Consider the following 20,815-nt stretch of genomic DNA (forward strand, 5'->3'; position numbering starts at 1 on the left):
TTCCTCATCGCCAGCCCCAGGGAATGACCCGCAAGCCCAGCCACACGAAGGCGGCGACCAGCGCCAGTCCGAGCACGACCGTCCAGACGGTGCCCAGGGCGACTTTCGGGCTGTGGCTGCCGCCGACGGCGTAGCCCATGGCCTCCCAGGGGTTGCTGTCGTAGGTGTAGCCCTCGATGCCGTCGGCCATGCTGCCCTTCTTGCTGAAGCCACCGGCGATCAGGCCCGGCACGAACAGCAGCACCATCCACGCCACGTACGACAGCACGAAGAACGGCCCGGCCACGAGGTTCTGCACGACATGCACGAACTCGTGGCCGAACAGGGACGTCGAGGTGTTGCTCATCACACAGCCCTGGGTGAAGGCGTATGTGCCCTTGATGCGGAAGCCTGAGGCGTAGCGGTGTGCTTCCCGGCGAGTCTCGTCACTGTGGTCACCCCACGCGAAGTTGACGAGATGCAGCAGCAGGCCATTGGTGTTGCCGGCCAGGCCCCACGTGACGTTCAGGGGAAAGGTCAGGATCCCCGCTAGGCCGTGGATCCCCCACAGGCCGTTCATGAACCCCACCCCACCGCCCACGACCGTGCTCAGCGCCAGGACGGTCTCCGGCGTGGTCAGCCAGCGGTGGCCCAGCAGGGCGGGAATCGTGTCGATGACGCCGGGCCACAGCAGGAAGGCCCAGCCGATCACGAAGGCCGCCTGCTCCGGGTGAGAGGCGCGGCTCAGCAGGTACGCGATGAACAGCCGCGCCAGGAAGGCCCCGGCGAGCAGCAGCGCGCCTGCCTCCAGGCCACGCAGCAGTGCCCAGCCGGACTGCCCCCTCGCCAGCCCGAGGGCCACGCCCACGACGAAGGCCATCGCCGCCGCGATCAGGGCGGCCGTCAGGGGCTGCATCAACAGACTCCATGTGAGCGTCATGATGTTCCTCCGGGCGTGGGGGCTGGCCACACGACCTCGTGCGTGAGGGCCACGGGTTTTTCCAGCTCGACCAGTTGCTGCACCAGCTCGGCGTAGACGGCGGATTCCGGCGGGGCCAGCACCAGCAGGTGGAAGGCGCGCGGCCCGCCGCTGGCTGTGACGTTCTCCTGCACGTGGAAGCCGCTCACGCCAGTCGCGGCCTCCAGCACGCCGATCAGACCGCGCGCGGTGCCGCGCATGAAGTTCAGCGGCATGGTGCGCGCGATGAGCAGCCGCAGCTGGGTCAGGCCCGGCGCATACTGCTTCTCCAGCGGCCCCGGGCGCAGCAGGCCGTCCAGGTCGAGCCAGCCCGCTAGCCACGGCAGGAAGGCATCGGGCGCGCGGTAGGGGCTCAGCACCGCGTCTACCCCCGAGAGCGTGTCCTCGACTGGCGTGATCAGCCCTTCCATGACGTCCAGGGCGGCGGCCAACGGCTGCCCCGGCTGGGCGGCGCGCTGCATCACTTCGGGCAGCAGGCGTTCAAGGTCCGGTCGCTTCATCCTCGCTGATCACCTCGATGTCGTGCGCACCGGAGCAGAACAGCCACGTGGGTGGCAGCGTGACGGCGTCCGCCCCGCCCTCCTGCACGACCGGTTGGTAGGTTTGCCCGGCGTCGCGGCTGACGCGCAGGCCCCATGGCCCTCCGGCCAGGACGAGCTGTGGCGCGGCGGCCACCGCCCGCACCCGCTCGAAGCGCCGCTGGTCGTTTAGCGGCAGGCCGCTGTCCACCGCTGGCGTCACCCAGGTCGGCGTGCCCGCCGCCAGGGGCAGGTGCGCCACGCCCATGTGGTGCGACGCGGCGTAGGCGGCGTCCGGTGTGAAGGCCAGCGCGAGGCAGCTGCCACCCTGCCAGCCGGCCCTGTGGGTGACCCAGCCCTCCGGGGGATCCTCCTGGCCGCGCAGTTCCCAGCGACGGCAGCCGGGGCCGTCCTCGTCGCCCACCGCCGCCAGGCCCGCCCACAGGAAGGCGCGGGCGCCGTCGCGCTGCACGGCCAGCACCCGCACGTCCAGGGTGGTCAGGCCGATGGAGCGGAAGGACTTGCTACCCCCACCGCCCGACAGGTACACCCCACCCAGCGACTGCGCCGCGACTGCGACCGTCACGTCTCCCTGCGGGTCATGGTACGCGGTCACAGCGTACAGCGGCAGGTTCGGGGTGCCGGGCGTCACGGCCAGCGGCGTCACGCGGGCCTGACCGGGCGCGACGAATACGTCCAGCAGGCCAGTATCGGTGGCGAGCAGCAGCGACGCCTGCCCGGCCCGCGTGACCCACGCGGCGTCCTGCACCTTCACGTCCAGAGTCTGCGGCGGCTGCCAGCTCTCGCCACAGTCGAGGGACACCCGGACGGTTACGCCCTGCGCGGCCGTGTCGCCGATCGCGGCCAGGAACCCGGGCTGCGCCGGGTGTGCGCACACCAGCCGCAGCGTCTCGCCCGGCACGGTCAGCACTGCCTCCCAGCCCTCGCCGTCATTCAGGGAGCGAAAGAGGCGCTCGCCGCATGCGGCGTACCACGTGCCCGGCTGGAAGGCGTCGCGGTCCAGCGAGCGCACCTCACCTTGGGGCTGCTCGTCCACGTACAGGCCGACCCGATCCACCCACGCCACGCCCGGCTCGGCCAGCGCCACGCCGTACACGTCCGAGGCGCGCAGCGTCTGCCCGAAGCGCCAGCCGTGCTCGCTGTGAACGGTGGGCAGCGGGTTAATGGTCAGGCGCAGCCGTTCCAGCACGCTCGCCCGGATCTGCTCGCGGTTCTGATAGCGACGCGCCACGACCCGTGCGCTGACCCGCACGGTCTTGCAACGCGCCCACTGCATGTCGCAGGCGGTGCCCAGGATGCGCCGCACCTCGACGGCCCGGCCGATGTTCCCCAGTACCTCGGGCTGCTGCGCGCCCAACAATCTCTCCGGCGTGAGCTGGGCGCGCTCGCCGGGCGGTACTTCCGGTACCAGCACCAGCCCGACGGTGCCGGGCGTGCCGTGCGCCCACAGCTCGCGCTGCGTGAAGGCCCGTGCCCGCGCCACCGAGCGGGCGTGCGACAGCGCGATGAACTCGTAGTCCGAGGCGGTCACCGCGCGGTGCTGGTGCCGGACGTGCTGGGGACCGCGCACCAGGGCGCGCTCCAGCGTTTCGGCCGCCTGCCCGCCGGACGCGGCGGCCGGGTTGGTGACCATGACGCTGGGCAGCGTGCCCAAGGCGGCGGTCAGGGTGCCGGGGGCCACGTTGCCGTCCTCGCCGCCGCCTCGCCAGTACCACGCGCGCACCTCGCGGCCCGCCTCGATCGGTGGCGCGCTTCCCGACGCGCCGGGCGCGAAGGTCACGCTGCCGGCCAGCCGGTCGGCCAGGTAGGTCTGCGGATCGCCCCCCCCGGCGCTGAAGAACGGCACCTCGCGGGCGATCCGGTACACCTTCCCCTCCCAGGTCATAATCGGCGTGCTGGGCTGCACCTCAGCTGCCCGGGCCTCGACCGCCACGATCAGGTCGGCGCCCGGCACGTCGGTGACCGGCGCGACGATGGGCGGTCGGGCGACCCAGAAGGTGCCGCCCGCCGCGCCCGGGACGCCCAGCAACTCGCCGACGACGAACTCGGCGTGGATGGCGGGCACGTCGATGCCTTCGCTGCCGGCGGGCAGCTCGGCGTCCCGGAGGGTGGAGAACACCGGCGCAGTGCCTGACGTGGACGCTCCGGTGGTCACGCGGGTGCCCGCCGGAATGAGGAGCGCCGCGTCCGACGTGCCGGTGCGGGTGAAGCGCAGCGTGACCCGCGCGGCCGAGGGCGGCAGCATCACCACGCCCAGCAACCTCAGGAACTCCACGTAGGCCCGCTGCGGCAGGCGGTTGAGGCGATAGATCATGGTGTCGGTCAGGAACGCGAAGGCTTCGAGCAGCACCGTGCCCGGCTCGCCGGCCGAGAAGTCGGTCCAGCCGGGAGCGCTCTGACGCGCGCGCGCAATGGCCGCCTCAAGCAGCTGCTCGAAGGTGCGGTCATCCAGGTTCGGCGGGGGCAGCGCCATCACGTCCCTCCCGCCAGGTTCAGCCGCAGCTGGAGTTCGTCCTCGTGCAGGGTCGCGCGCACGCGGTAGCGCAGGGTCACGCGCAGCACCTGCGCCGCGTCGGGATCGCGGCCGGCGTCCAGGTACAGGATCTGGGCGCGCGGCTCCCAGCGCTCGATGGCCTGCCGGACGTAATGGATGGCCAGCCCGGCAGTCGTGTCGTCGTTCGGCGCGAACATCAGCCGGGGCAGATGGCAGCCGTAGCCGGGCCGCATGACCCGCTCGCCGGGCTGGGTGGAGATCAGCAGCAGCAGAGCCTGGCGCACCAGCGCCGCGCCGCGGGCCATCTGCACGCCTCCGCCCGGCGCCAGCCGCAGCCCCGGCCCGTCCGCGCTCGCCTCGCCGACGTCCAGATCCGGATGCACAAAGTGCCAGCCCTGATCCGGCGCGGTCATGAACGCTCCTCCAGCAGGTCCTGGCCGGGCTGCCGAACCAGATATTCGACCACCCCGGGTGGCGTGCCGTCGGTCAGGCCGCGCACGCTGTCCAGGGCCACGCGCTTCCCGTTGATGCGCAGCAACGCACTGTAGCCCTGTTTCACCTTCAGCGTGCGCTGGCAGGGCTTGATGCCCACGCCGTAGTTCGGACACAAGCGGATAGGCCGGCCCTCGGGGTCGTCGTCCACCAGCAGCGGCTGGCCCTCGACGTACACCAGTGACTGCGACGCTTCCAGACCCACCCGGCCGATCTCGTGCGCACAGACCAGCGTTGCCTTGACGGTCAGGAGTTTCATCATGCCCTCTCGAAGTTGATGCGCTCGCCCCGGATCAGGACTTCCTGCCCCGGCGCTTCCAGCACCAGACGCTTGCAGGCGTGCACCCGCAGGCCCTCCGGCGTGAGCTCCACAGCACTGCCTTGGCCGTCCTCCAGGCGCAGCACTCCGGCCGCCGCGTCCAGCACGACCTGCTGCCCGGCCGCCGTGCGCAGTGTGTAGCGCCGGGTGGACCCGCCCTCGATGCCGCTGTCGGGCATGCCCGCCGCACCGTACAGGCCGCCCAGCACCACCCCGGAACTGCCGTCGCCGGCGGGCAGCAGCACCAGCACTGTGTCGCCCACGTCCGGCAGGAGCATCAAGCCCCGATCTGGTCCGGCAGCGAGGCTCAGCACATGGAGCCACCCGCTCTCCAGGTCGCCCTGGGCGGGCAGCGTCACGCGCACCCGCCCGAGCGTCTCGGGGTCGTCCACCTGCGACACCACGCCCAGGGTCGCGCCCGGCACTGGCGGGGCGGGCGACGGCGGGGGCGCGCTGCTGAACTCGGTGACGAAGCCCAGTCCCGCCTCGACGCGGTGCGTGACCTCGGTCAGGACGAAGTCATCGTCCAGGCCGTCGCCCAGATTCTCCAGGCGTACGCCGCTGCCCGGCATCAGGCGCGGGTCGCCCGCACTCACGCCCCGGCAGGTGTGTGCGGCACCCGCACGCCAGTCCAGTTCGGCCTGGGCCAGCCACTGCGCCTCCTCGTCATTCTCGGCCGGCACGCCCACGATCTGGCGCGCACCTCCACCGGCCCCGGCGCGGCCCTGCACAGCCTGGACGGTCAGGGCGTTCCAACCGCGCACCTCCACGGCGTCGTCGGCGGGATCGGCGCCCCGTTGCACGTGCACCTCCAGCAGGTTCTGGCCCAGCCGCAGCGTGGTCACGGTGCCGTCCCCGGCCGGCCCCATGAAGTCGAGGGTTCCGCCCTGCACCCGGAAGGCCCGGCCGCTGCGTTCACTGAGGCGCCGCAGCACGTCGAAGTCCGACTGCCGCACCTGCGCGCTCCACGTCCGGGTCAGGGCCGGCACGTCGAGCTGCACGCCCAGCCCCAGCCCGGCAGCGAGTTCCTCCGCGAGGGAGCGCAGGTTCTGGCCGGCGCGCACCTGAGCGGTCTGGCGGCGGCGCAGGCGCTGGAGCGGGTCATAGGCGCGCACGCGCACCTCCCGCGTGCCGCCCGCCAGGAATTCCACACCCACGGCCGAAACCTCGCCCGTGAACACCGCCGGCCCGCCGTGCGCGTCCTCGACCCCCAACGGGTCGCCGGGCTGCGCGGGCAGCGGGCCCGGCCCGCGCAGCACCAGTTCGCAGACCGCCGGCAGTGACAGGCGCCGCACGACCCGCAGCGCATGCACCGCGCCGTCCCAGACCTCCAGCGGCTGCCCGCCCAGCCGCACGCGCAGGGCCGCCGGCCTCGTCATGGTGTGCCCCCGGAAACCGTGGCGTCCAGCCCGCCGGACACGGTGAGGGACAGCACCTCGGGCAGGTGCAGCAGTTGCCCGGCCACCAGGCCGAAGGGACTGGCGAGGTCGTTGACGGCCGCGATGGCGCGCCACGCGGCCGGGTCACCGTAGACCTGGGCGGCCAGCGTGTCCAGGCGGCTGCCCACCTGCACCCCGTCGCCCTGCACGGTATAGACGTCCGCAGGCGCGGCCTGATCGGCCCCGGCGAGCGTCAGGGCCGGCCAGCGACCGTGGATGGGCGTGACCGCCGGATCGGCGCTCGTGGCGCCTGGCGCCTGCTCGGGCACGCGGCGCAGACGCAGGTGCAGCCACGAGCGCTGTGGCGCTCCGCTCGCAGCGAACTGCTCGAAGCGCTCGCCGACCGCCAGGATCACGCCTGGCACGTTCCACGACTTGCCCCACAGGAAGCGCACGCGGGCCAGGGCGGGTGCGCGCCCCGGAGAACCCTGCTCCTCGGCCAGCTGCCACAGCGGGCGCGTCAGTTCGCGCACGTCCGTCACGCGCTGCGGCGGTTCCTGCACGGAGGTGTCAAACAGCAGTTTCAGCTCCAGTTCGGTCACGCCGCCCCCCAACGCCAGCAGCGGGTCGTCGCCGTGCGCTCGGCCGCCCAGCAGCCCGCCCACCGAGCGGCCCGACCCCACGCCGGCCTGCCGCGTCACAGTCAGCAGTTCGGGGTTCAGCAGGCATGACACCCGTTCGTTCGTGGCCTCGATCAGGAAACTCACCCGTTCCACCGTTCACCTGCCTGTTCGCGTTCCAGTTCCCGCCAGCGTTCCTGTTCACGCTGCGCCGCGTGCCACAGCTCCAGCGTGTCCGGCGCGGCAATGGGGAGTTCAGGCCAGTTGTCCGCAGAAAAGTGGTCGCAAGCGGCCGGCCATCCGAACCCCGACGAGGTGGAGACCGCCGCGGGGAAAGTCAGGGTGGGTTCCGCGCTGGTGGGCGTCCGGGGCCGCTCTGGGGGCCGCTCCAGCGTCGATTGTGATCGGTCCGGCCATGTGGGTGCCACCGGGCTCGCCCTATCCGGCGCGGCGGACAGCCACGGAGGAGGCGCCGTAGTCGGGGCCGCTTCGGGCCAGTGGGACGATGCGGACTGAACAGTGGGCCTGACCTCGCGCACCTCGGTACGGACGACGGGCGGCGGGGGTGGACGCTGCGGGAAGACTGGCCGAGCTTCCGTGTTTGGGGGCCGCGCGGAGAAGGTCAGGACGGGCGACGTTTCATGACGGCGCGGCGCCGTACTATTTCCGGCTGACGATGCCGGGATGGTGGGGCGCGCCGCGCTGAAGGTCGGGGGACGGTGCGGCTCCACTGTACCTGACGCCGTTCTCCCTACCCCAGCCTGCGTCCACTCCACCCCCGGCGCGGCGCGGACACGCTCCAGCCAGGCCGCAGGCGCATCAGACGGCGCTGGGCCGTCCGGCACGTCCTCCCATGCCTCCAGGGCGCGCACGGCTTTCAGCGCCCAACGGCGCAGCCACCGCCGCACAGGTCTCGGGGGACGGGGCACCCTCATGCGCGCTCCAGGGTGTCGAAGACCAGCGTCAGGTGCTCCAGCGCAGCCTCCTGGCTCATGGCGTCCAGCACTGCACCGCGCCACTGCGATGGCCAAGCATTCACGAGGTTCCAGCGCATGACCTCTTGCGTGCCTTGCGCGTCGAGCATCAGGATCGAGACATTCTTGCGCACGACCTCGCCCTGCACGGCAGCCATCAACCAGTCCCACAGCTCGCGGGACTTCGTGAGACCATACTTCAGTTCCACATCCGCGTACTCCACGCGGCCCGGCAGGGCGCGCGCCACCTGGCCGTTCCCACCTTCACGGTAGCGGATCACGCCCACGCGCACGCCCAGGCCGCTGCACTGCGTGAAATGACCCTCGACCACACCCTGGATGACGATCTTGAAGTTGTAGCTTCGGTAAGGATCCTGAATGTCTGGCATGCTCACTCACCCCGTCCTTCAGTGTCGCTGCGCTGATCCATCTGGCTGAGGCGGAACACGATGAACTCCGCTGGCTTCACTGGGGCCACGCCGATCAGCGTGACCACCTGCCCGGCGTCGATCACCTCCGGCGGGTTGGTCTCACGGTCGCACTTGACGAAGAACGCCTCCTGCGGCGTGCGGCCCATGAGCGCTCCATCCCGCCACAGCCGCAGCAGGAAGGCATTGACGTCGCGGCGGATCGACTTCCACAGCGTCTCGTCGTTCGGCTCGAACACGATCCAGCGCGTGCTCAGGGCAATGGACTCCTTGATCATGTTGAAAAGCCGCCGGACGTTCAGATAGCGGAACTCGCTGGCACTGTCGGCGACCGTGCGCGCCCCCCACACCCGCACGCCCTCATTGGAGAAGAAGCGCACGCAGTTCACGCCGTGGCTGTTCAGCTGCTCCTGCTCGGCCCGCGTGAGGTGGTAGCTCAGATCCAGCGCCCCACGTACCGCCTCGTTGGCCGGGGCCTTGTGGACGCCGCGCGTGGCGTCGGTGCGTGCCCAGATGCCCGCCATATGGCCACTCGGCGGGACGTCGATCAGCTCGGCCGGATTGCCCGGATCACGCACCCGCAGCCATGGGAAGTACACCGCGCCGTAGCCGTCGTCGGACTGCCGGGGCCGCAGCCCGCGCAGCTCACCGGGCGCGGCCCGCGCGCTGTCCTCTCCAGCCGTCGCGCCCTCTCCCACCCGGGCCGCCAGGAATGGGCGGGCCACCTGGGTCAGGGCCATCACGTCAGGCACGTCGTGTGGGGCGTCCAGAATGGCCACGCGGTCGCCCAACGTCTCGCAGTGGGTCAGCAGGGCGTCGTAACTGGCCGCGTCGGTGAAGCCTGGCGCCGCCACGATCGCTACATCGTCGCGCTGGGCAACGAGGTTCAGGGCCGACCCCAGGTCGCGCGCCGGGCCAGTATTCACCACGTAGCAGCGCTGTCCGCCGTTTTGGAAGAAGCCGAATACAGCCTGCGACAAATCGGTGGCCGCCTGCCCCCCAGCGGCGTATACGCGCCGGAATTCAGACCAGTTCGTGACCGCGCGGATATCCTGCGACAGCGCTCCGGCATCTGGCGCGACGCCGATGAAGGCGGCGGTGCTCGTCCCCACCGCCTCAATGGGCCGTGGGCCACCTGGCACTTCCTCGACATAGACATCCGGCGCAAGGTAATTCGGCATGGACACTCCTTTGTTCAGGGACACCAGCGGACGGGAAGGGCAGGCGGATCAAGCGGTTTCCTCAGGGGGCGGCACCTGCACCGGCCACGGCGTCTCTGGACCCGGTGGCCGGGCAAGCACCTCCTGTGTCCGCCCACCGATCACGGCGGTGACGTGCAGGGTGTCTTCTGGCCGGGCCGACAGCTCAAAATGCCCGGCCAGATTCGTGTACAGCGGTTCGGGCGCGCCCTCCAGCTGTACGCGCGCACCAGCCACGGGTTCGCCCTGCGTATTGGTGACCGTGCCGCGCCGCCAGATCTGCCCGGAGGTCTGCACGCTGAGCACGTGTTCGCGCGCCAATGGGGCAGTCGGCTGCTCCAGCGGCACGCTGACTGGCACGATCAGCCAGAAGGCCGGCTGAGGCGCCCAGCCCAGGGCTGACCACCACTCCGGTGCGATGTCGCCCAGCTCGACCTGGACGTCCGGGTCCTGCATGGCACTGACCAGCAGCCGCCCCAACAGCATGTGCGCCTCCGGCGTGGCGGACATGCAGGTCACCAGGTAACGCAGTCGGAAGCGCAGCGGCGCGCGGGTCAGGGTGCGTGGTGGCGGGTATGGCAGGATCGCCAGCAGGCTCAACCGCACGGCCAGCGTGCCGTCCTGCGCGGCGTCACCAGCGAACACGACCGCACCGGCTCCCTGCATGGTGGCCCAGGTGGTCAGACGCTGACTCACACCATCGAACATGTCTTCCTCCGACTCGGCCAGCTGGCCGACGGGAACCACGGCGTCACGCGCACTGCTCCAGCACCCTGCCGGGGCCTTAGGCGCGTTCGAGAGCTAGGCGGATCATCTGGGCTCATGCAGAGTCTCCAGGACAGGGGCTTGGAGGTGGCCCCGTCACCACAACGTGCTTCGCCAGGAGAGGCCCATTGACCGTCCGCAGGTCGAAGTTCCTGCATTGTAAGGAATCATGCGGGATCAGACCATGATCGTCGGCAGGTCGGCTGCCGGACTCGTGATGCCATAACCCCCCTTTCGGAAACGCCGGAGGATCTTGAATTATCCGGTTGGGCACCGCTGCGCCTTGCAGTCTTGCCGCTGGCCTGCCGAGCCTCGGTGAGTACGACGCGTTCGTCCTGTGCCATCACCTCGACCGGAGATCGCGGAATGTGCCCTCAGCGCCGCTCCCTGTGTTACTGCACACACGCTGGTCGCCTAGATAGCAAAAAAAGAAACCTCGTCGTAGACGAGGTTTTGCTGGTGTGCCCGAAGGGATTCGAACCCCTGGCCTTCTGATCCGTAGGTGGAAGCTCCAGTCAACACAATGATGCTCGTTGCTGCCCCAGCCCCGTCCTTGTCGCATTTTGCGGCCTTTGCCAAGAGGCGTTTGGTTCCCGATGGTTTCCCCTGATGCCTGCGCCCGTAAGGCACGCGCAAGGCACAGCTTGTGTCGGAGCACACCCAGGTTGCCTCAACTGCACGGTGCAACAACCTGCTTGAGCAGTCTCACCACCCAACACGACAACACGAACGACCACAACTGGGCTTCAAGCGACGACGGCGGGCCCAGGAGTTCCTTACCCTGCACGCCCGAGTCTCTAACCTTCACCAGCACACCCGAACCACCGTGCCCGCCTCAGTCGAACGAGGCCACTTGATGGACGCTCTGCAGGTCCGGGATGAAGTGGTGCAGCGGGCAGCCTGAAGTTCAGTTGGCTTTTCCGCGAACACTGTCCTGCTCGTCGATGAAGTTGCCAGAACCCGGGAACGCCCCAGTTCCTTACCGCGTCCAGCCATGTTCATAGCAGTACGCCCAGGTCTCGCCTGGCTCGGCACTGCGGATGACCGAGTGGGCCTCGGTGCGGGCGTGCCGGGTGGCGTGCCGGTTTTTCGAGGAGTCGCAGCAGCCCACATGTCCGCAGGTCATGCAGGTGCGCAGGTGAACCCAGGTGTCGCCCGACGCGAGGCATTCCAAGCACACGTCGGCCTCGGGAATGACTGGCCCGGGCGCTGCGCGGGCGTGGTCGCACTGCGCCTGCTGCTCGGGGGTGAGGCTCACAGCAGGACGCTCGGCGAGGTGCCGGGCGATTTCGGCCCGACTGAACTCGGGCGGCGTGAGCAGGTCCAGAATGCCGGCGGCGACCTCCTTCCGCGGCGTGAGGACGTGCCGCGCTCCCAGCGCCCTCAGGTGGTTCAAGTCGTCGGGCGTCTCGGCCCGCGTGATGATGGGAAGTTCCGGCGCCACCGTCCGGGCCACGCTCACCGCCCGGGCCGTCATCTCCGCGTCGTCGTCCGCGATCACCAGGGCGCGGGCCGAGGCGAGTCCCAGGTCCCGCAGCAGCCCCGCGCGGGTGTAGTCAGCGATCAGGACGGGGGCCCCACGACCCGAGAGTTCGCTCGCCCCGTCCGGGCTGCGGGTGATGACGCTGTACGGCACTCCGGCACGAGAGAGGGCCCGGGCGGCGAGGCGGGCATGCGCCCCATACCCGGCGAACACCACCCGTTCCGAGACGGGCAGCGTGGCCTCATGACTTTCCCCGGACGGCTCCCCCACCTGAAGGTCGGGCGAGGGAGCCTGTGGCAGCCGCCCCACCAACGGCGCGGCCAGGGCAGCCAGCGCGGGGGTCAGCACCATCAGGAGCACGGTCGCGGCGATGAAGACTTGCGTCCCCTGTGCGCCCAACCCCGCGAAGCTCAGGCCCTGGGCCGTGCCCGCCGCCGCCAGCACGAACGAGAACTCGCCCACCTGCGCAGTCAGGAGTGCCACCGGCAGGGCCACCCGGGGCCGCTCGCCCAGCAGTCGAACACTCAGGGTAGTCACGGCCGCCTTGAGCGCAGCGATCAGGAGCACCGCCCCCAGTACGGCGGGCAGGTTCGCGAGCAGGAAGCCGGGGTCCAGTTGCAGCCCTACCGATAGGAAAAAGGCCGCGCTGAACAGCACCTGAAGGGGCAGAATCTCACCCAACGCCTGCATCCCGTAGCGGCTCTCACTTACCAGCAGGCCCGCCAAGAAGGCCCCCAGCGCGAGGCTTACCCCCGCCACTGCGGTGAGGCTCGCCGTGCCGAAACATAGGGCGACCACCGCGAGCAAAAAGATCTCGGTGCTGCAGGTGCGCGCCACGACCTCCAGCACGGGAGGCACCAGGCGCCGGGCCGCAATGAGCACGAAGGCGATGATCCCGCCCGCCTTGGCAAGGGCGAGGGCGATGCCGCCCAGCCCGCCCCCCTGCCCGGCCAGCATGGGAATCAGCAGCACCATCAGCACCACCGCAAGGTCCTGGAAGATCAGCATGCCTAGGGCGACCTGCCCGGTGCGCGCGCCCGTCTCGCCCCGCTCGCTCAACAGACGCATCACGATGGCCGTGCTCGACAGGGCGACCAGGCAACCGGTGAAGACGGCGTCCTGCCATCCCACACCGAAGGCGAGCAGGGCCCCCGCGACGGCGGCGACCGTGAGGCCGGTCTGAAGGCCGCCCCCCAGGAAGATCAGCCGGGCGATCCGCGCGAGCCGTTCCAGGCTGAACTCGATCCCAATGGTAAAGAGCAGCAGCATGACGCCGATTTCGCTCGCTGCGGAGATTAACTCGGGGTCGCGGATGAGGCCCAGCGCGCCCGGCCCGGCCAGCACACCCGCGAGCAGGAAGCCGATGATGGGGACCAGCCGTGCTCGGAAGGACAGGTAGGCGGCCAGGGCCGAGACCAGCAGCAGCAGGGTGAGGTTCAGGAGAAACTCGGGGGGTCCGGTATGGACGGGCCCAGCTTCCGCCGCGAGGGCCGTCCCGGCCCCCAGCACGAGGGCGGGCAGCACGGGAAGCAGACGTGACATGGGGTAGTGTGGCACGCCCCCGGACTCCGCGCCAGGCAGGGCGGGTTGCTTCGCGCGTAACGGAGGGAGGAGGCCCGGACCTGCTGTTCGAGGGGGCGGTGGTCGGGAGTTGCGACAGGCAGGCCTGTAGAGGTTCCTTCGGGTCATTCCTGGTGCCAGCAGGCCACTTAACACGTACGTCTTGAGGGTTGGAGCAGTGCGGAGCCGAGAAAAATGGCGGCGGCATCTGTAGATGCCGCCGCCATCACATTGGCCACAACTGGGGGCCACTCCCAGCAGGAGTGGTCCCGGTGCCCGACCCGAGGCTACTGGGCGAACTTCAAGTTCGCTCGGTGCCGTCTGCCAGCTTGACCACAAGTTGACGGCAACTTCCCGCCCACGCCCCGGCTGGACGACCTCGCCGTTCGACCCGTGGCGGGGCGTAGGGTGGGGGCCGCATGTCAGCCCCCCGCCGAGAAATTCCGCTTCACATCGTCGGTGCCGTGGCTCTGGCCCTCCAGGGCATCTACATCTCCTCGTACGGCCCGTCGTATCCCCAGCTCCTCAAGCACTTCGACCTCTCCCAGGCGGAGGTCGGCCTGATCGCCAGCGCCAATTTTCTCGGGTCCACCCTCGCCGTCCTAAGCGCGACGTGGCTGATCGGGCGTCTGGGCACGCGGCGCGTCCTGATGATCGCGCCGCTCCTCCTCGCGCTGGGGGCCAGCGGGATCGGCCTCGCCCCCAGCTGGAGCCTTGCCCTGCTGTTCGCCCTCATTGCCGGGGCCGGGGCGGGAGGGGTCACCAGCGGCATCAACATCTCGCTGGCCAGCCTGCCCGACCGTTCCGCGCCCATCCTCAATGCCGTCAACGCCATGTTCGGGCTGGGGTGCGTCCTCGGGCCGCTCCTGGTCGCGCTGCTTCCCGGTGGCGCCGTCCGCTGGCCGTTCATCGTGGTCGGCGGGCTGGCCTTCGTCGTCCTCGCCTGTGCCCGCCAGCTTCCCAGGGTCACGCCGGCCTCACCTCCCCGGGACACGGCGGTCCGGGCGAAGCGCGGCATCACCCTGTTCACGGTGCTGCTCGTCCTGTACGTGATGACCGAGGTCGGGGCGGGAAGCTGGATGACCACCCACCTCGCCCCGGGGCTGGGCGCGAGGACCGCCGCCGCGCTGGCCAGCGGCTTCTGGCTGGCCTTCATGCTGGGCCGTTTCGCCGGGGCCCCACTGGCCGGGCGCTTCCCACCCCAGATCCTGGTTCCGGGAGCGGCTCTCGTGGCGGTCCTGGCGACCGGACTCGCGGCCCTGCCGGGCCTCCAGGTGCTCGCCTACGTCCTGTTGGGCTTCGTCCTGGGTCCGATCTTTCCCACGACCGTGGCCTGGTACGGGCAGCACCTCACGCCCCGGCGGCTCCCCATCGCTCTGGCCGGGGGCTCCCTCGGTGCGGTGATGGTGCAACCCCTGATGGGCGCCGTGGTGAACAGCTTCGGCGTCTCGGCCATCCCCGTCACGTTGGTGACGCTCGCCTGCTGCACGCTGGCCCTCTCAATGTGGGTCCGCTGGTTCCAGGGGGGAGTTGAGGCCGACACGGCGACGACCTGAGGGGCCGTGTGGGTCTGGCCGGGCTCAGGCTGAGACCGGGGCCACCTCGCAGTCCGACGACGGGGATGCCGTGTGGCGGGACAGCAGGCGGTACGACCGCGACCGCATGGCGAGCAGGGTGACGCCCAGACCGACCAGCCCGGCCACGGTGAACAGCAGCGCGAGACCGCGGTCGGGGCCGGTGCCAAACCAGCCGCCGATCAGATCCACTCCTGCGCCCGTCGTCATGAAGGGGATGAAGACGAAGTGCGCGACGGGGCCGATCACGAAGGCGGTGATGGGCGGCCCATAAGTCACGAACAAGGCACGTCCTCTCCCGCACCAGGCTTCACCATTCACTTTATCTATTTCAGACCTGAGTGGTCCCTGACCTTGACAGACTGTTTCTATGACCATATCTCACCTTCCCACCCTTCTCCTGCCAGGCGGCCTCTGCGTCCCCGTGCTGGGTCAAGGCACCTGGAACATGGGTGATGATCCTGCCCGTAGGGGCGAGGAATTGCGTGCGCTTCAGACCGGCCTCGACCTGGGTCTGACCCTGATCGACACCGCCGAGATGTACGGCAACGGGAATTCGGAGCACTTGGTCGGTGAAGCGATCCGAGGTCGCCGCGACGAGGTGCTGTTGGTGAGCAAAGTGCTGCCGAGTCATGCCTCGCGTCAGGGTACAGTTGAGGCCTGTCACGCCAGCCTGCGCCGACTGGGAACGGATTCCCTCGACCTGTATCTGCTGCACTGGCGCGGACGTGTGCCGCTGGCCGAGACTGTGGAAGCTCTGGAATCACTACGCCACTCAGGTGACATTCGGGCTTGGGGCGTGAGCAACTTCGATCCCGACGACCTGCTTGAGCTGGCCAGGGTGCCAGGGGGTGACCAGGTCGCCACCAATCAGGTGCTGTACAACCTCACACGCCGGGGAATCGAGTTTGACCTGCTGCCGCAATCGCAGCAGCGGGGCCTACCGATCATGGCTTACTCCCCCGTCGAGCAGGGTCGCCTCGCCGGCAATGCGGCGCTGCGGATGGTTGCGGTCCGTCACGGTGTCAGTGAGCTTCAGGTTGCCCTGGCCTGGGTTCTCCGCCAGCCCGGCGTGATCGCCATCCCAAAGGCGGCGCAGGTTTCCCACGTTCGCGAGAACCACGCTGCCCTGGACTTGAAGTTGACTGAGGACGATCTGGTGGCGCTTGACCAGGCTTTTCCACCACCTCGTCAGGCTCAGGCACTGGAGATGCTGTGACCAGATTTTTACAAGAGCCAGCGTCGTCCTGAGCCCTCTCTAACGAGCAGCTGTAGGAGGACCAGCGTGGAGGGTCTCAGGAGACTGCTGGGGCAGGCGACGCTGGATGGTCAGGGTTCTGAAGCGGTGCGTCACTCGTGTACTTCTGGCTACGCCTGGCTCAGCAGGTCGGGCAGGCCAATTTTGCCTCGCTGCCGCAGATACCTGCAGCATGCTCACGCTGCTCGCTGGGCTGCACATCGTCGAGGCGTAGACCTTCACTCAGCCGCTCGAGGTGGAAGGCGCTCAAGTTCAGGCAGGTGTATCGCCCGTCCAGCAGCAACTCCGCCACACCTCACCCAACCCTAGAGGTGCTTGACCTCCGGGGTTGTTCCAGACTCTTGACGCTCCCGGAGCCCACGCCCAACACCGCGCAATGTGCCGACGAGCGCACTGAGCGCTAGATTCACGTCGTCGTCCCGAAGCAGGCCAAGCAGTTCCAGGGTACTGACCCGTTCTTTTTCGCGTACCCGGCGGGCACCCTCCTGAACGCCGTCACTCACCGCTCCGAGTACTGTCTGTAATGCGACCGGCTCGACACCGCCGAACGCCCGCAGCAGTTCCAGCAAGCTGCGAATGCTGCGCACCGCTCCAGGTTCGTTGAGGGCCGTCAGGGCGTGCCCGGTCAGGGCGCTGCCGCCGCGCACCACGTTGGTCAGGCCCTCGGTGAGGCCGTGCTCACGCAGCACCTCCAGCAGTTCCAGCGCTTCGAGCAGCGCGTCGGTGTGCCGGGCCGCTCCTTCTTCCAGACGTTCGGCTGCGGTCGGGAGCCTGGGTTCATAAGTCAGCGGTTTGGCCATGGCACTCCTCTCAATGGGTCGATCTCGGATCGGGTCGGGGACGTGAATGAAGGGCACCCACGGGTGCCGGCAGGATCAGTCGGCCCCCGCGTTCTCCAGCATCTCGCTGGCGATCTGCGGCAGGTCCGGCAGGTCGCCGGGGAAGGTGTAGTCCGCGCGCTGCCACTTGCGCTCGACCTCTACACCCCGCTGGGGGGTCGGGTGGCCGTAGCGGTGGTTGGTGCGCGGCAGGGGCGTCGTTCCGTCAAGGCTCAGCACTTCCATGCGCACGGCGGTGTCCTTGTAAGCGGGCGTATGGGTGCTCAGGTCGGCGTGGCTGCCGGTCAGTCGGTTGACCGCCTGGGCCGCATCCTGGGTGTTCATCGGCATGTACAGCTGACGCCCAAACACCCGGTTGGTGACGAGCACCGAAAGGCGGATCGCGCCGTGCCGCGAGACGAGCCGCACCACGCTGCCATTTTGCAGTCCGCGCTCCTGGGCGAGTTCCGGCGAGACTTCCAGGAAGGTGCCGGGAACCTTCTGCGTGGTCCCTGGAGACTTGAAGGTCATGTTGCCCTCATGGAAGTGCTCCAGCATCCGGCCGTTGTTGAAATGCAGATCGTACTCCAGGTCCGGGGGCTCCACCGGCGGCACCCACTGCGCCGGATAGAATCGCGCCTTGCCGTCGGGAAATGGAAAGCCATTCACAAAGAGCAGCGGGCTGTCGCTGCCGTCGGGATGAACCGGCCACTGCAACGATTTGAACCCTTCCAGGCGCTCGTATGTGACGCCCGCGTACAGCGGCGTCAGGCTGGCGATCTCGTCCATGATCTGCGAGGGGTGGGTGTAGTTCCACCCGGCGCCGAGTGCGTTGGCGACGCCCTGAATGATCTGCCAGTCGGGCCGGCTCTGGCCCAGCGGCTCGAACACCTGATAAAGCCGCTGGACGCGCCGCTCGGTGTTGGTGAAAGTTCCGTCTTTCTCGAGGCTGGGGCTGGCCGGCAGCACCACGTCGGCGAAGCTGGCGGTGTGGCTGAAGAACACGTCCTGTACCACGAAGAAGTCGAGCTTCTCGAGCGCCGCGTCAACGTGGTTGGCGTTGGAGTCGACGATGCTCATCTCCTCGCCTTTGATATACATCCCCCGTAAGCTCCCAGCGTGAATCGCCTCGACCATTTGGTGGTTGTCGAGCCCCTTGTTGGTCGGGAGCGGCACACCCCAGGCGGCCTGGTACTTGGCGCGCACTTCCGGATCGGTCACCCGCTGGTAGCCAGTGACCCGGTCGGGCATAGCGCCCATGTCGCTGGCGCCCTGCACGTTGTTGTGGCCGCGTAGTGGGTAGGAGCCGGCGCTGGGACGCATGTAGTTCCCGGTCAGCAGCAGCAGGTTACTGATGGCGGTGCTGGTCTCGCTACCCCCCATCTGCTGGGTGACGCCCATGGCCCAGAGAATGCAAGTGCCGTCGGCGGCGACGATCTCCTGTGCGATCTGTTTGAGCTGCTCCTGGGAAATGCCGGTCACGCCTTCGGCGTACTCCAGCGTGTAGGCCTGCAGGGTATTGCGGAAGGCGTCAAAATCGTTGACCCACCGTTCGATAAATGCCTGCTGTTCCAGACCCTGATCGAGGATGTAGCGGCTGACCGCGTTCAGCCACACAAAGTCGGTGCCGGGGCGGGGCTTGACGAAAAGGTCGGCACGCTGGGCCATCTCGTGCTCGCGCAGGTCAGCCACGATCAGGCGCTGACCGCGTAACTTGTGCGAGCGCTTGACGCGGGTCGCCAGGACGGGGTGAGACTCGGCGGTGTTGGTGCCGATCCCGATGACCAGACCGGCCGATTCGATGTCGCTGATCGAGCCGCTGTCGCCGCCGTACCCGACCGTACGCCACAGGCCCATGGTGGCTGGACTCTGGCAGTAGCGCGAGCAATTGTCCATGTTGTTGGTGCCGATCACCGCGCGGGCCAGCTTCTGCATCAGAAAGCCTTCCTCGTTGGTCGTCTTGGACGACGCGATGAAGGCCAGCGCGTCGGGGCCGCTCTCCTGCCGGATCTCGCTGAAGCGCCGGGCGATCAGGGCCAGCGCCTCGTCCCAGGTCGCTTCGCGAAAACCGCCTTCGCCCCGGATCAGCGGGGTGGTCAGGCGCTCCTTGCTGTTGACGTAATCCCAGCTGAACTTGCCCTTGACGCAGGTGCTGACGCCGTTGGCCGGGCCGTGCGTCGGCTCGATTTTCAGAATGTGCCGCTTATCGGTCCAGACTTCGAAGCTGCAGCCCACCCCGCAGTAGGTGCAGACGGTTTTGGTGCGCTTGTTCTTGCCCTCGCGCATCGCCTCTTCGGTCTCGCTGAGCTGCAAAATCGGGCGGTACCCGATGCTCGGCTCGGCGGCTTTGACCAGATCGACCGCTTGCTGAAAGACCGGCTGGGGGAGACCGGTGGCCAGACCGGCCTCGCCCAGCATCGACGTTTCCATCAAGGCATTGCACGGGCAGACGCTGACGCAGTGACCGCACGAGACGCAGCTCGATTCGTTGATCGGCTTGCCGCCGTCCCACAGGACCCTCGGGTGGGCGTCTTCCCAGTTGATGGTCAAGGTCTCGTTGACTTGCAAATTCTGGCAGGCCTCCACGCAGCGGCCACACAGGATGCACTGGTCCGGATCATAGCGGTAGAAAGGATTGGAGTTGTCAACCAGGAACGGTTTGGGGTGGTACGGCACGACCTGGTGCTGAATGTTCAGCAGACCGGTGGTGTTGTGAACTTCGCAGTTGCCGTTGTTGTTGTCACATACGGTGCAGTACAGCAGGTGGTTGCCCAGAATCTTGTCGAAGGCAGCGAGGCGTGCCTGACTGGCCGCCGAGGTTTCGGTCCGCACCGCCAGGGCCGGCGTGACGCGGGTGGCGCAGGAGCGCACAAGTTCCCCGCCAACATCCACCAAGCAGGTATCGCAGGTCTGCACCGGGCCGAGTTGCGGATGGTAGCAGACCTGGGGCAGCTCTAGACCCTGACGGTTGATGACCTCGACCAGCCATTCTCCCGTACGCGCCGGTACCGTGACGCCGTTGAGCATCACCTGGGTGTCCATCGCCGCGGTGCTGGCCTGGTTGCCTTGCGTGTGGGTCAGCGGGCTGAGATTTTTCGGATGGGCTCTTGCGGGCACGTATTGAGGAGCAGAATCAGGATCGGGTTTCATAAAACACCTCGGAAACGAACCTGGTACCTGGCCCAGATTGAAAAAGTTGAAGGGTCAACGTATCCCCAGGACGTTGTCGGCAGGCAAGCGTCTCCGAACTCAAGGTTCGCTGCCCCGCTGACAATCTCTTGATAGGCTCTGACTATTTAAACGCTCCGTTCGGATCAGAGCAAGCATTATGGTCAAACTCTTAATGGACTTGCCGCTCAATTACGTAGCTGAATTTCAGAGACTGGACTGACCCCTCAGGAGCGCACAACTTGACTTCATGCCGCTCATGGGGCTGAGAAAGGGGTCATCCGTCTCGCGAGAAGGTCGGCGAGCCCGTCTGGATGCCATCGCAAAGGATTTCTTAGCCACTCCGTACCGTAGCGGACCTGGCTCATGGCCTTGCGACCATGAGCCAGCACGCGGGTGGGGTGGGTCTTGTGCCACCACACCTCGACCCGTAAGCAGCTGAGCCAGGCCAGGGTCACCAGACTGAAGAGGCGTTCGAGCCGTTTGGGTTGGGGAACGCCGGTGCGTTTCAAATCGAATCCCGGAGACTTGAGGCTGCCAAAAGTGCATTCCACAGGCCAGAGGAGTTTGGAGAGCTGGCACGTCTCCCACACGCCGAATCTGTCGCGATGATGACGAGAGCCCCTCTTGGGGCTCTCGTGGCCACCACACGCATCCATTCGCCGAGGACCGAGTCGGGCATGCGGGACCTGCACCTCGCCCCAGAAACGGTGGAACTGCGGCGGCGGCACCGGGCGCAGCAAGCGCAGGAACAGGTGCTGCCTGGTCCGCACATGTTCACCAACCG

The 20,815-nt window shown here is 68.3% G+C and carries 17 protein-coding genes and 1 pseudogene; 3 read left to right on the forward strand and 15 right to left on the reverse strand.

Features of this window, described 5'->3' with window-relative positions; translation table 11 throughout:
* Positions 1-4: 4 nt before the first annotated feature.
* Genes HNQ08_RS12895 through HNQ08_RS12945 form a run of 11 tightly spaced genes read right to left on the reverse strand, consistent with a single transcriptional unit; the run spans position 5 to position 10,110 of the window.
* Positions 5-919, reverse strand: a complete 915-nt coding sequence (locus tag HNQ08_RS12895; RefSeq protein ID WP_184132671.1) for a hypothetical protein — start codon at positions 917-919, stop codon at positions 5-7.
* Complete coding sequence (locus tag HNQ08_RS12900) at positions 916-1,458, reverse strand: phage tail protein (protein ID WP_184132674.1); 543 nt, start codon at positions 1,456-1,458, stop codon at positions 916-918. Before HNQ08_RS12900 ends, HNQ08_RS12895 begins: the two co-directional genes overlap by 4 nt.
* The gene (locus HNQ08_RS12905) at positions 1,439-3,970 is read right to left on the reverse strand and encodes a baseplate J/gp47 family protein (RefSeq protein WP_184132676.1); all 2,532 of its coding nucleotides are present in this window, start codon (positions 3,968-3,970) and stop codon (positions 1,439-1,441) included. Before HNQ08_RS12905 ends, HNQ08_RS12900 begins: the two co-directional genes overlap by 20 nt.
* The gene (locus tag HNQ08_RS12910; RefSeq protein WP_184132679.1) at positions 3,970-4,404 is read right to left on the reverse strand and encodes a GPW/gp25 family protein; all 435 of its coding nucleotides are present in this window, start codon (positions 4,402-4,404) and stop codon (positions 3,970-3,972) included. The genes HNQ08_RS12905 and HNQ08_RS12910 overlap by 1 nt, the downstream gene beginning before the upstream one ends.
* Positions 4,401-4,745, reverse strand: a complete 345-nt coding sequence (locus HNQ08_RS12915; protein WP_221284178.1) for a hypothetical protein — start codon at positions 4,743-4,745, stop codon at positions 4,401-4,403. Before HNQ08_RS12915 ends, HNQ08_RS12910 begins: the two co-directional genes overlap by 4 nt.
* Positions 4,742-6,181, reverse strand: a complete 1,440-nt coding sequence (locus HNQ08_RS12920; RefSeq protein WP_184132684.1) for a phage baseplate assembly protein V — start codon at positions 6,179-6,181, stop codon at positions 4,742-4,744. Before HNQ08_RS12920 ends, HNQ08_RS12915 begins: the two co-directional genes overlap by 4 nt.
* A complete protein-coding gene (locus HNQ08_RS12925) occupies positions 6,178-6,948 on the reverse strand; it encodes a CIS tube protein (RefSeq protein WP_184132687.1) in 771 nt (256 codons plus the stop codon). The genes HNQ08_RS12920 and HNQ08_RS12925 overlap by 4 nt, the downstream gene beginning before the upstream one ends.
* Positions 6,945-7,736: a hypothetical protein gene (locus HNQ08_RS12930; RefSeq protein ID WP_184132690.1), complete on the reverse strand. Its 792-nt coding sequence runs from the start codon at positions 7,734-7,736 to the stop codon at positions 6,945-6,947. The genes HNQ08_RS12925 and HNQ08_RS12930 overlap by 4 nt, the downstream gene beginning before the upstream one ends.
* Positions 7,733-8,164, reverse strand: coding sequence for a phage tail protein (locus HNQ08_RS12935; protein WP_184132693.1), 432 nt, complete (start codon positions 8,162-8,164; stop codon positions 7,733-7,735). The genes HNQ08_RS12930 and HNQ08_RS12935 overlap by 4 nt, the downstream gene beginning before the upstream one ends.
* A gap of 2 nt (positions 8,165-8,166) precedes the next feature.
* Positions 8,167-9,384: a phage tail sheath family protein gene (locus HNQ08_RS12940; RefSeq protein ID WP_184132695.1), complete on the reverse strand. Its 1,218-nt coding sequence runs from the start codon at positions 9,382-9,384 to the stop codon at positions 8,167-8,169.
* Positions 9,385-9,432: 48 nt separating this feature from the next.
* Positions 9,433-10,110 (reverse strand): peptidase associated/transthyretin-like domain-containing protein, encoded by a 678-nt coding sequence (locus HNQ08_RS12945; RefSeq protein ID WP_184132698.1) that lies wholly within the window; start codon positions 10,108-10,110, stop codon positions 9,433-9,435.
* 706 nt (positions 10,111-10,816) lie between these two features.
* Here HNQ08_RS12945 and HNQ08_RS12950 point away from each other — a divergent pair.
* Positions 10,817-11,071 (forward strand): annotated as a pseudogene (locus HNQ08_RS12950) (IS6 family transposase); the annotation flags it as partial.
* A gap of 75 nt (positions 11,072-11,146) precedes the next feature.
* On the opposite strand, the gene HNQ08_RS12955 reads toward HNQ08_RS12950, so the two are convergent.
* On the reverse strand, positions 11,147-13,192 hold the full coding sequence (locus HNQ08_RS12955) for a cation:proton antiporter (protein WP_184132700.1): 2,046 nt from the start codon (positions 13,190-13,192) through the stop codon (positions 11,147-11,149).
* Between the two features lie 437 nt (positions 13,193-13,629).
* On the opposite strand from HNQ08_RS12955, the gene HNQ08_RS12960 reads away from it, so the two are divergent.
* Positions 13,630-14,766: an MFS transporter gene (locus HNQ08_RS12960; protein ID WP_221284179.1), complete on the forward strand. Its 1,137-nt coding sequence runs from the start codon at positions 13,630-13,632 to the stop codon at positions 14,764-14,766.
* A gap of 24 nt (positions 14,767-14,790) precedes the next feature.
* Here the strand turns inward: HNQ08_RS12960 and HNQ08_RS12965 are convergent, their stop codons facing one another.
* On the reverse strand, positions 14,791-15,069 hold the full coding sequence (locus tag HNQ08_RS12965) for a hypothetical protein (RefSeq protein WP_221284180.1): 279 nt from the start codon (positions 15,067-15,069) through the stop codon (positions 14,791-14,793).
* Positions 15,070-15,154: 85 nt separating this feature from the next.
* Between HNQ08_RS12965 and HNQ08_RS12970 the strand changes: the two genes are divergently transcribed.
* Positions 15,155-16,003, forward strand: a complete 849-nt coding sequence (locus HNQ08_RS12970) for an aldo/keto reductase (protein ID WP_184132703.1) — start codon at positions 15,155-15,157, stop codon at positions 16,001-16,003.
* Between the two features lie 344 nt (positions 16,004-16,347).
* On the opposite strand, the gene HNQ08_RS12980 is transcribed toward HNQ08_RS12970, so the two are convergent.
* Positions 16,348-16,842: a helical membrane plugin domain-containing protein gene (locus HNQ08_RS12980; RefSeq protein WP_184132709.1), complete on the reverse strand. Its 495-nt coding sequence runs from the start codon at positions 16,840-16,842 to the stop codon at positions 16,348-16,350.
* A 75-nt stretch (positions 16,843-16,917) separates the two neighbouring features.
* Positions 16,918-19,902, reverse strand: a complete 2,985-nt coding sequence (gene fdhF / locus HNQ08_RS12985; protein ID WP_184133193.1) for a formate dehydrogenase subunit alpha — start codon at positions 19,900-19,902, stop codon at positions 16,918-16,920.
* Between the last annotated feature and the right edge of the window lie 913 nt (positions 19,903-20,815).

The organism is Deinococcus humi (genome assembly GCF_014201875.1).
Taxonomy (GTDB): Bacteria; Deinococcota; Deinococci; order Deinococcales; family Deinococcaceae; genus Deinococcus; species Deinococcus humi.

What these genes read in the sequence shown, in the direction of transcription:
- HNQ08_RS12895 (WP_184132671.1), bottom strand. Translation starts at nt 919, where the DNA reads ATGACGCTCACATGGAGTCTGTTGATGCAGCCCCTGACGGCCGCCCTG.
- HNQ08_RS12935 (WP_184132693.1), bottom strand. Translation starts at nt 8,164, where the DNA reads ATGCCAGACATTCAGGATCCTTACCGAAGCTACAACTTCAAGATCGTC.
- HNQ08_RS12920 (WP_184132684.1), bottom strand. Translation starts at nt 6,181, where the DNA reads ATGACGAGGCCGGCGGCCCTGCGCGTGCGGCTGGGCGGGCAGCCGCTG.
- HNQ08_RS12970 (WP_184132703.1), top strand. Translation starts at nt 15,155, where the DNA reads ATGACCATATCTCACCTTCCCACCCTTCTCCTGCCAGGCGGCCTCTGC.
- HNQ08_RS12915 (WP_221284178.1), bottom strand. Translation starts at nt 4,745, where the DNA reads ATGATGAAACTCCTGACCGTCAAGGCAACGCTGGTCTGTGCGCACGAG.
- HNQ08_RS12960 (WP_221284179.1), top strand. Translation starts at nt 13,630, where the DNA reads ATGTCAGCCCCCCGCCGAGAAATTCCGCTTCACATCGTCGGTGCCGTG.
- fdhF (WP_184133193.1), bottom strand. Translation starts at nt 19,902, where the DNA reads ATGGACACCCAGGTGATGCTCAACGGCGTCACGGTACCGGCGCGTACG.
- HNQ08_RS12900 (WP_184132674.1), bottom strand. Translation starts at nt 1,458, where the DNA reads ATGAAGCGACCGGACCTTGAACGCCTGCTGCCCGAAGTGATGCAGCGC.
- HNQ08_RS12980 (WP_184132709.1), bottom strand. Translation starts at nt 16,842, where the DNA reads ATGGCCAAACCGCTGACTTATGAACCCAGGCTCCCGACCGCAGCCGAA.
- HNQ08_RS12955 (WP_184132700.1), bottom strand. Translation starts at nt 13,192, where the DNA reads ATGTCACGTCTGCTTCCCGTGCTGCCCGCCCTCGTGCTGGGGGCCGGG.
- HNQ08_RS12910 (WP_184132679.1), bottom strand. Translation starts at nt 4,404, where the DNA reads ATGACCGCGCCGGATCAGGGCTGGCACTTTGTGCATCCGGATCTGGAC.
- HNQ08_RS12930 (WP_184132690.1), bottom strand. Translation starts at nt 7,736, where the DNA reads ATGAGGGTGCCCCGTCCCCCGAGACCTGTGCGGCGGTGGCTGCGCCGT.
- HNQ08_RS12945 (WP_184132698.1), bottom strand. Translation starts at nt 10,110, where the DNA reads ATGTTCGATGGTGTGAGTCAGCGTCTGACCACCTGGGCCACCATGCAG.
- HNQ08_RS12905 (WP_184132676.1), bottom strand. Translation starts at nt 3,970, where the DNA reads ATGGCGCTGCCCCCGCCGAACCTGGATGACCGCACCTTCGAGCAGCTG.
- HNQ08_RS12940 (WP_184132695.1), bottom strand. Translation starts at nt 9,384, where the DNA reads ATGCCGAATTACCTTGCGCCGGATGTCTATGTCGAGGAAGTGCCAGGT.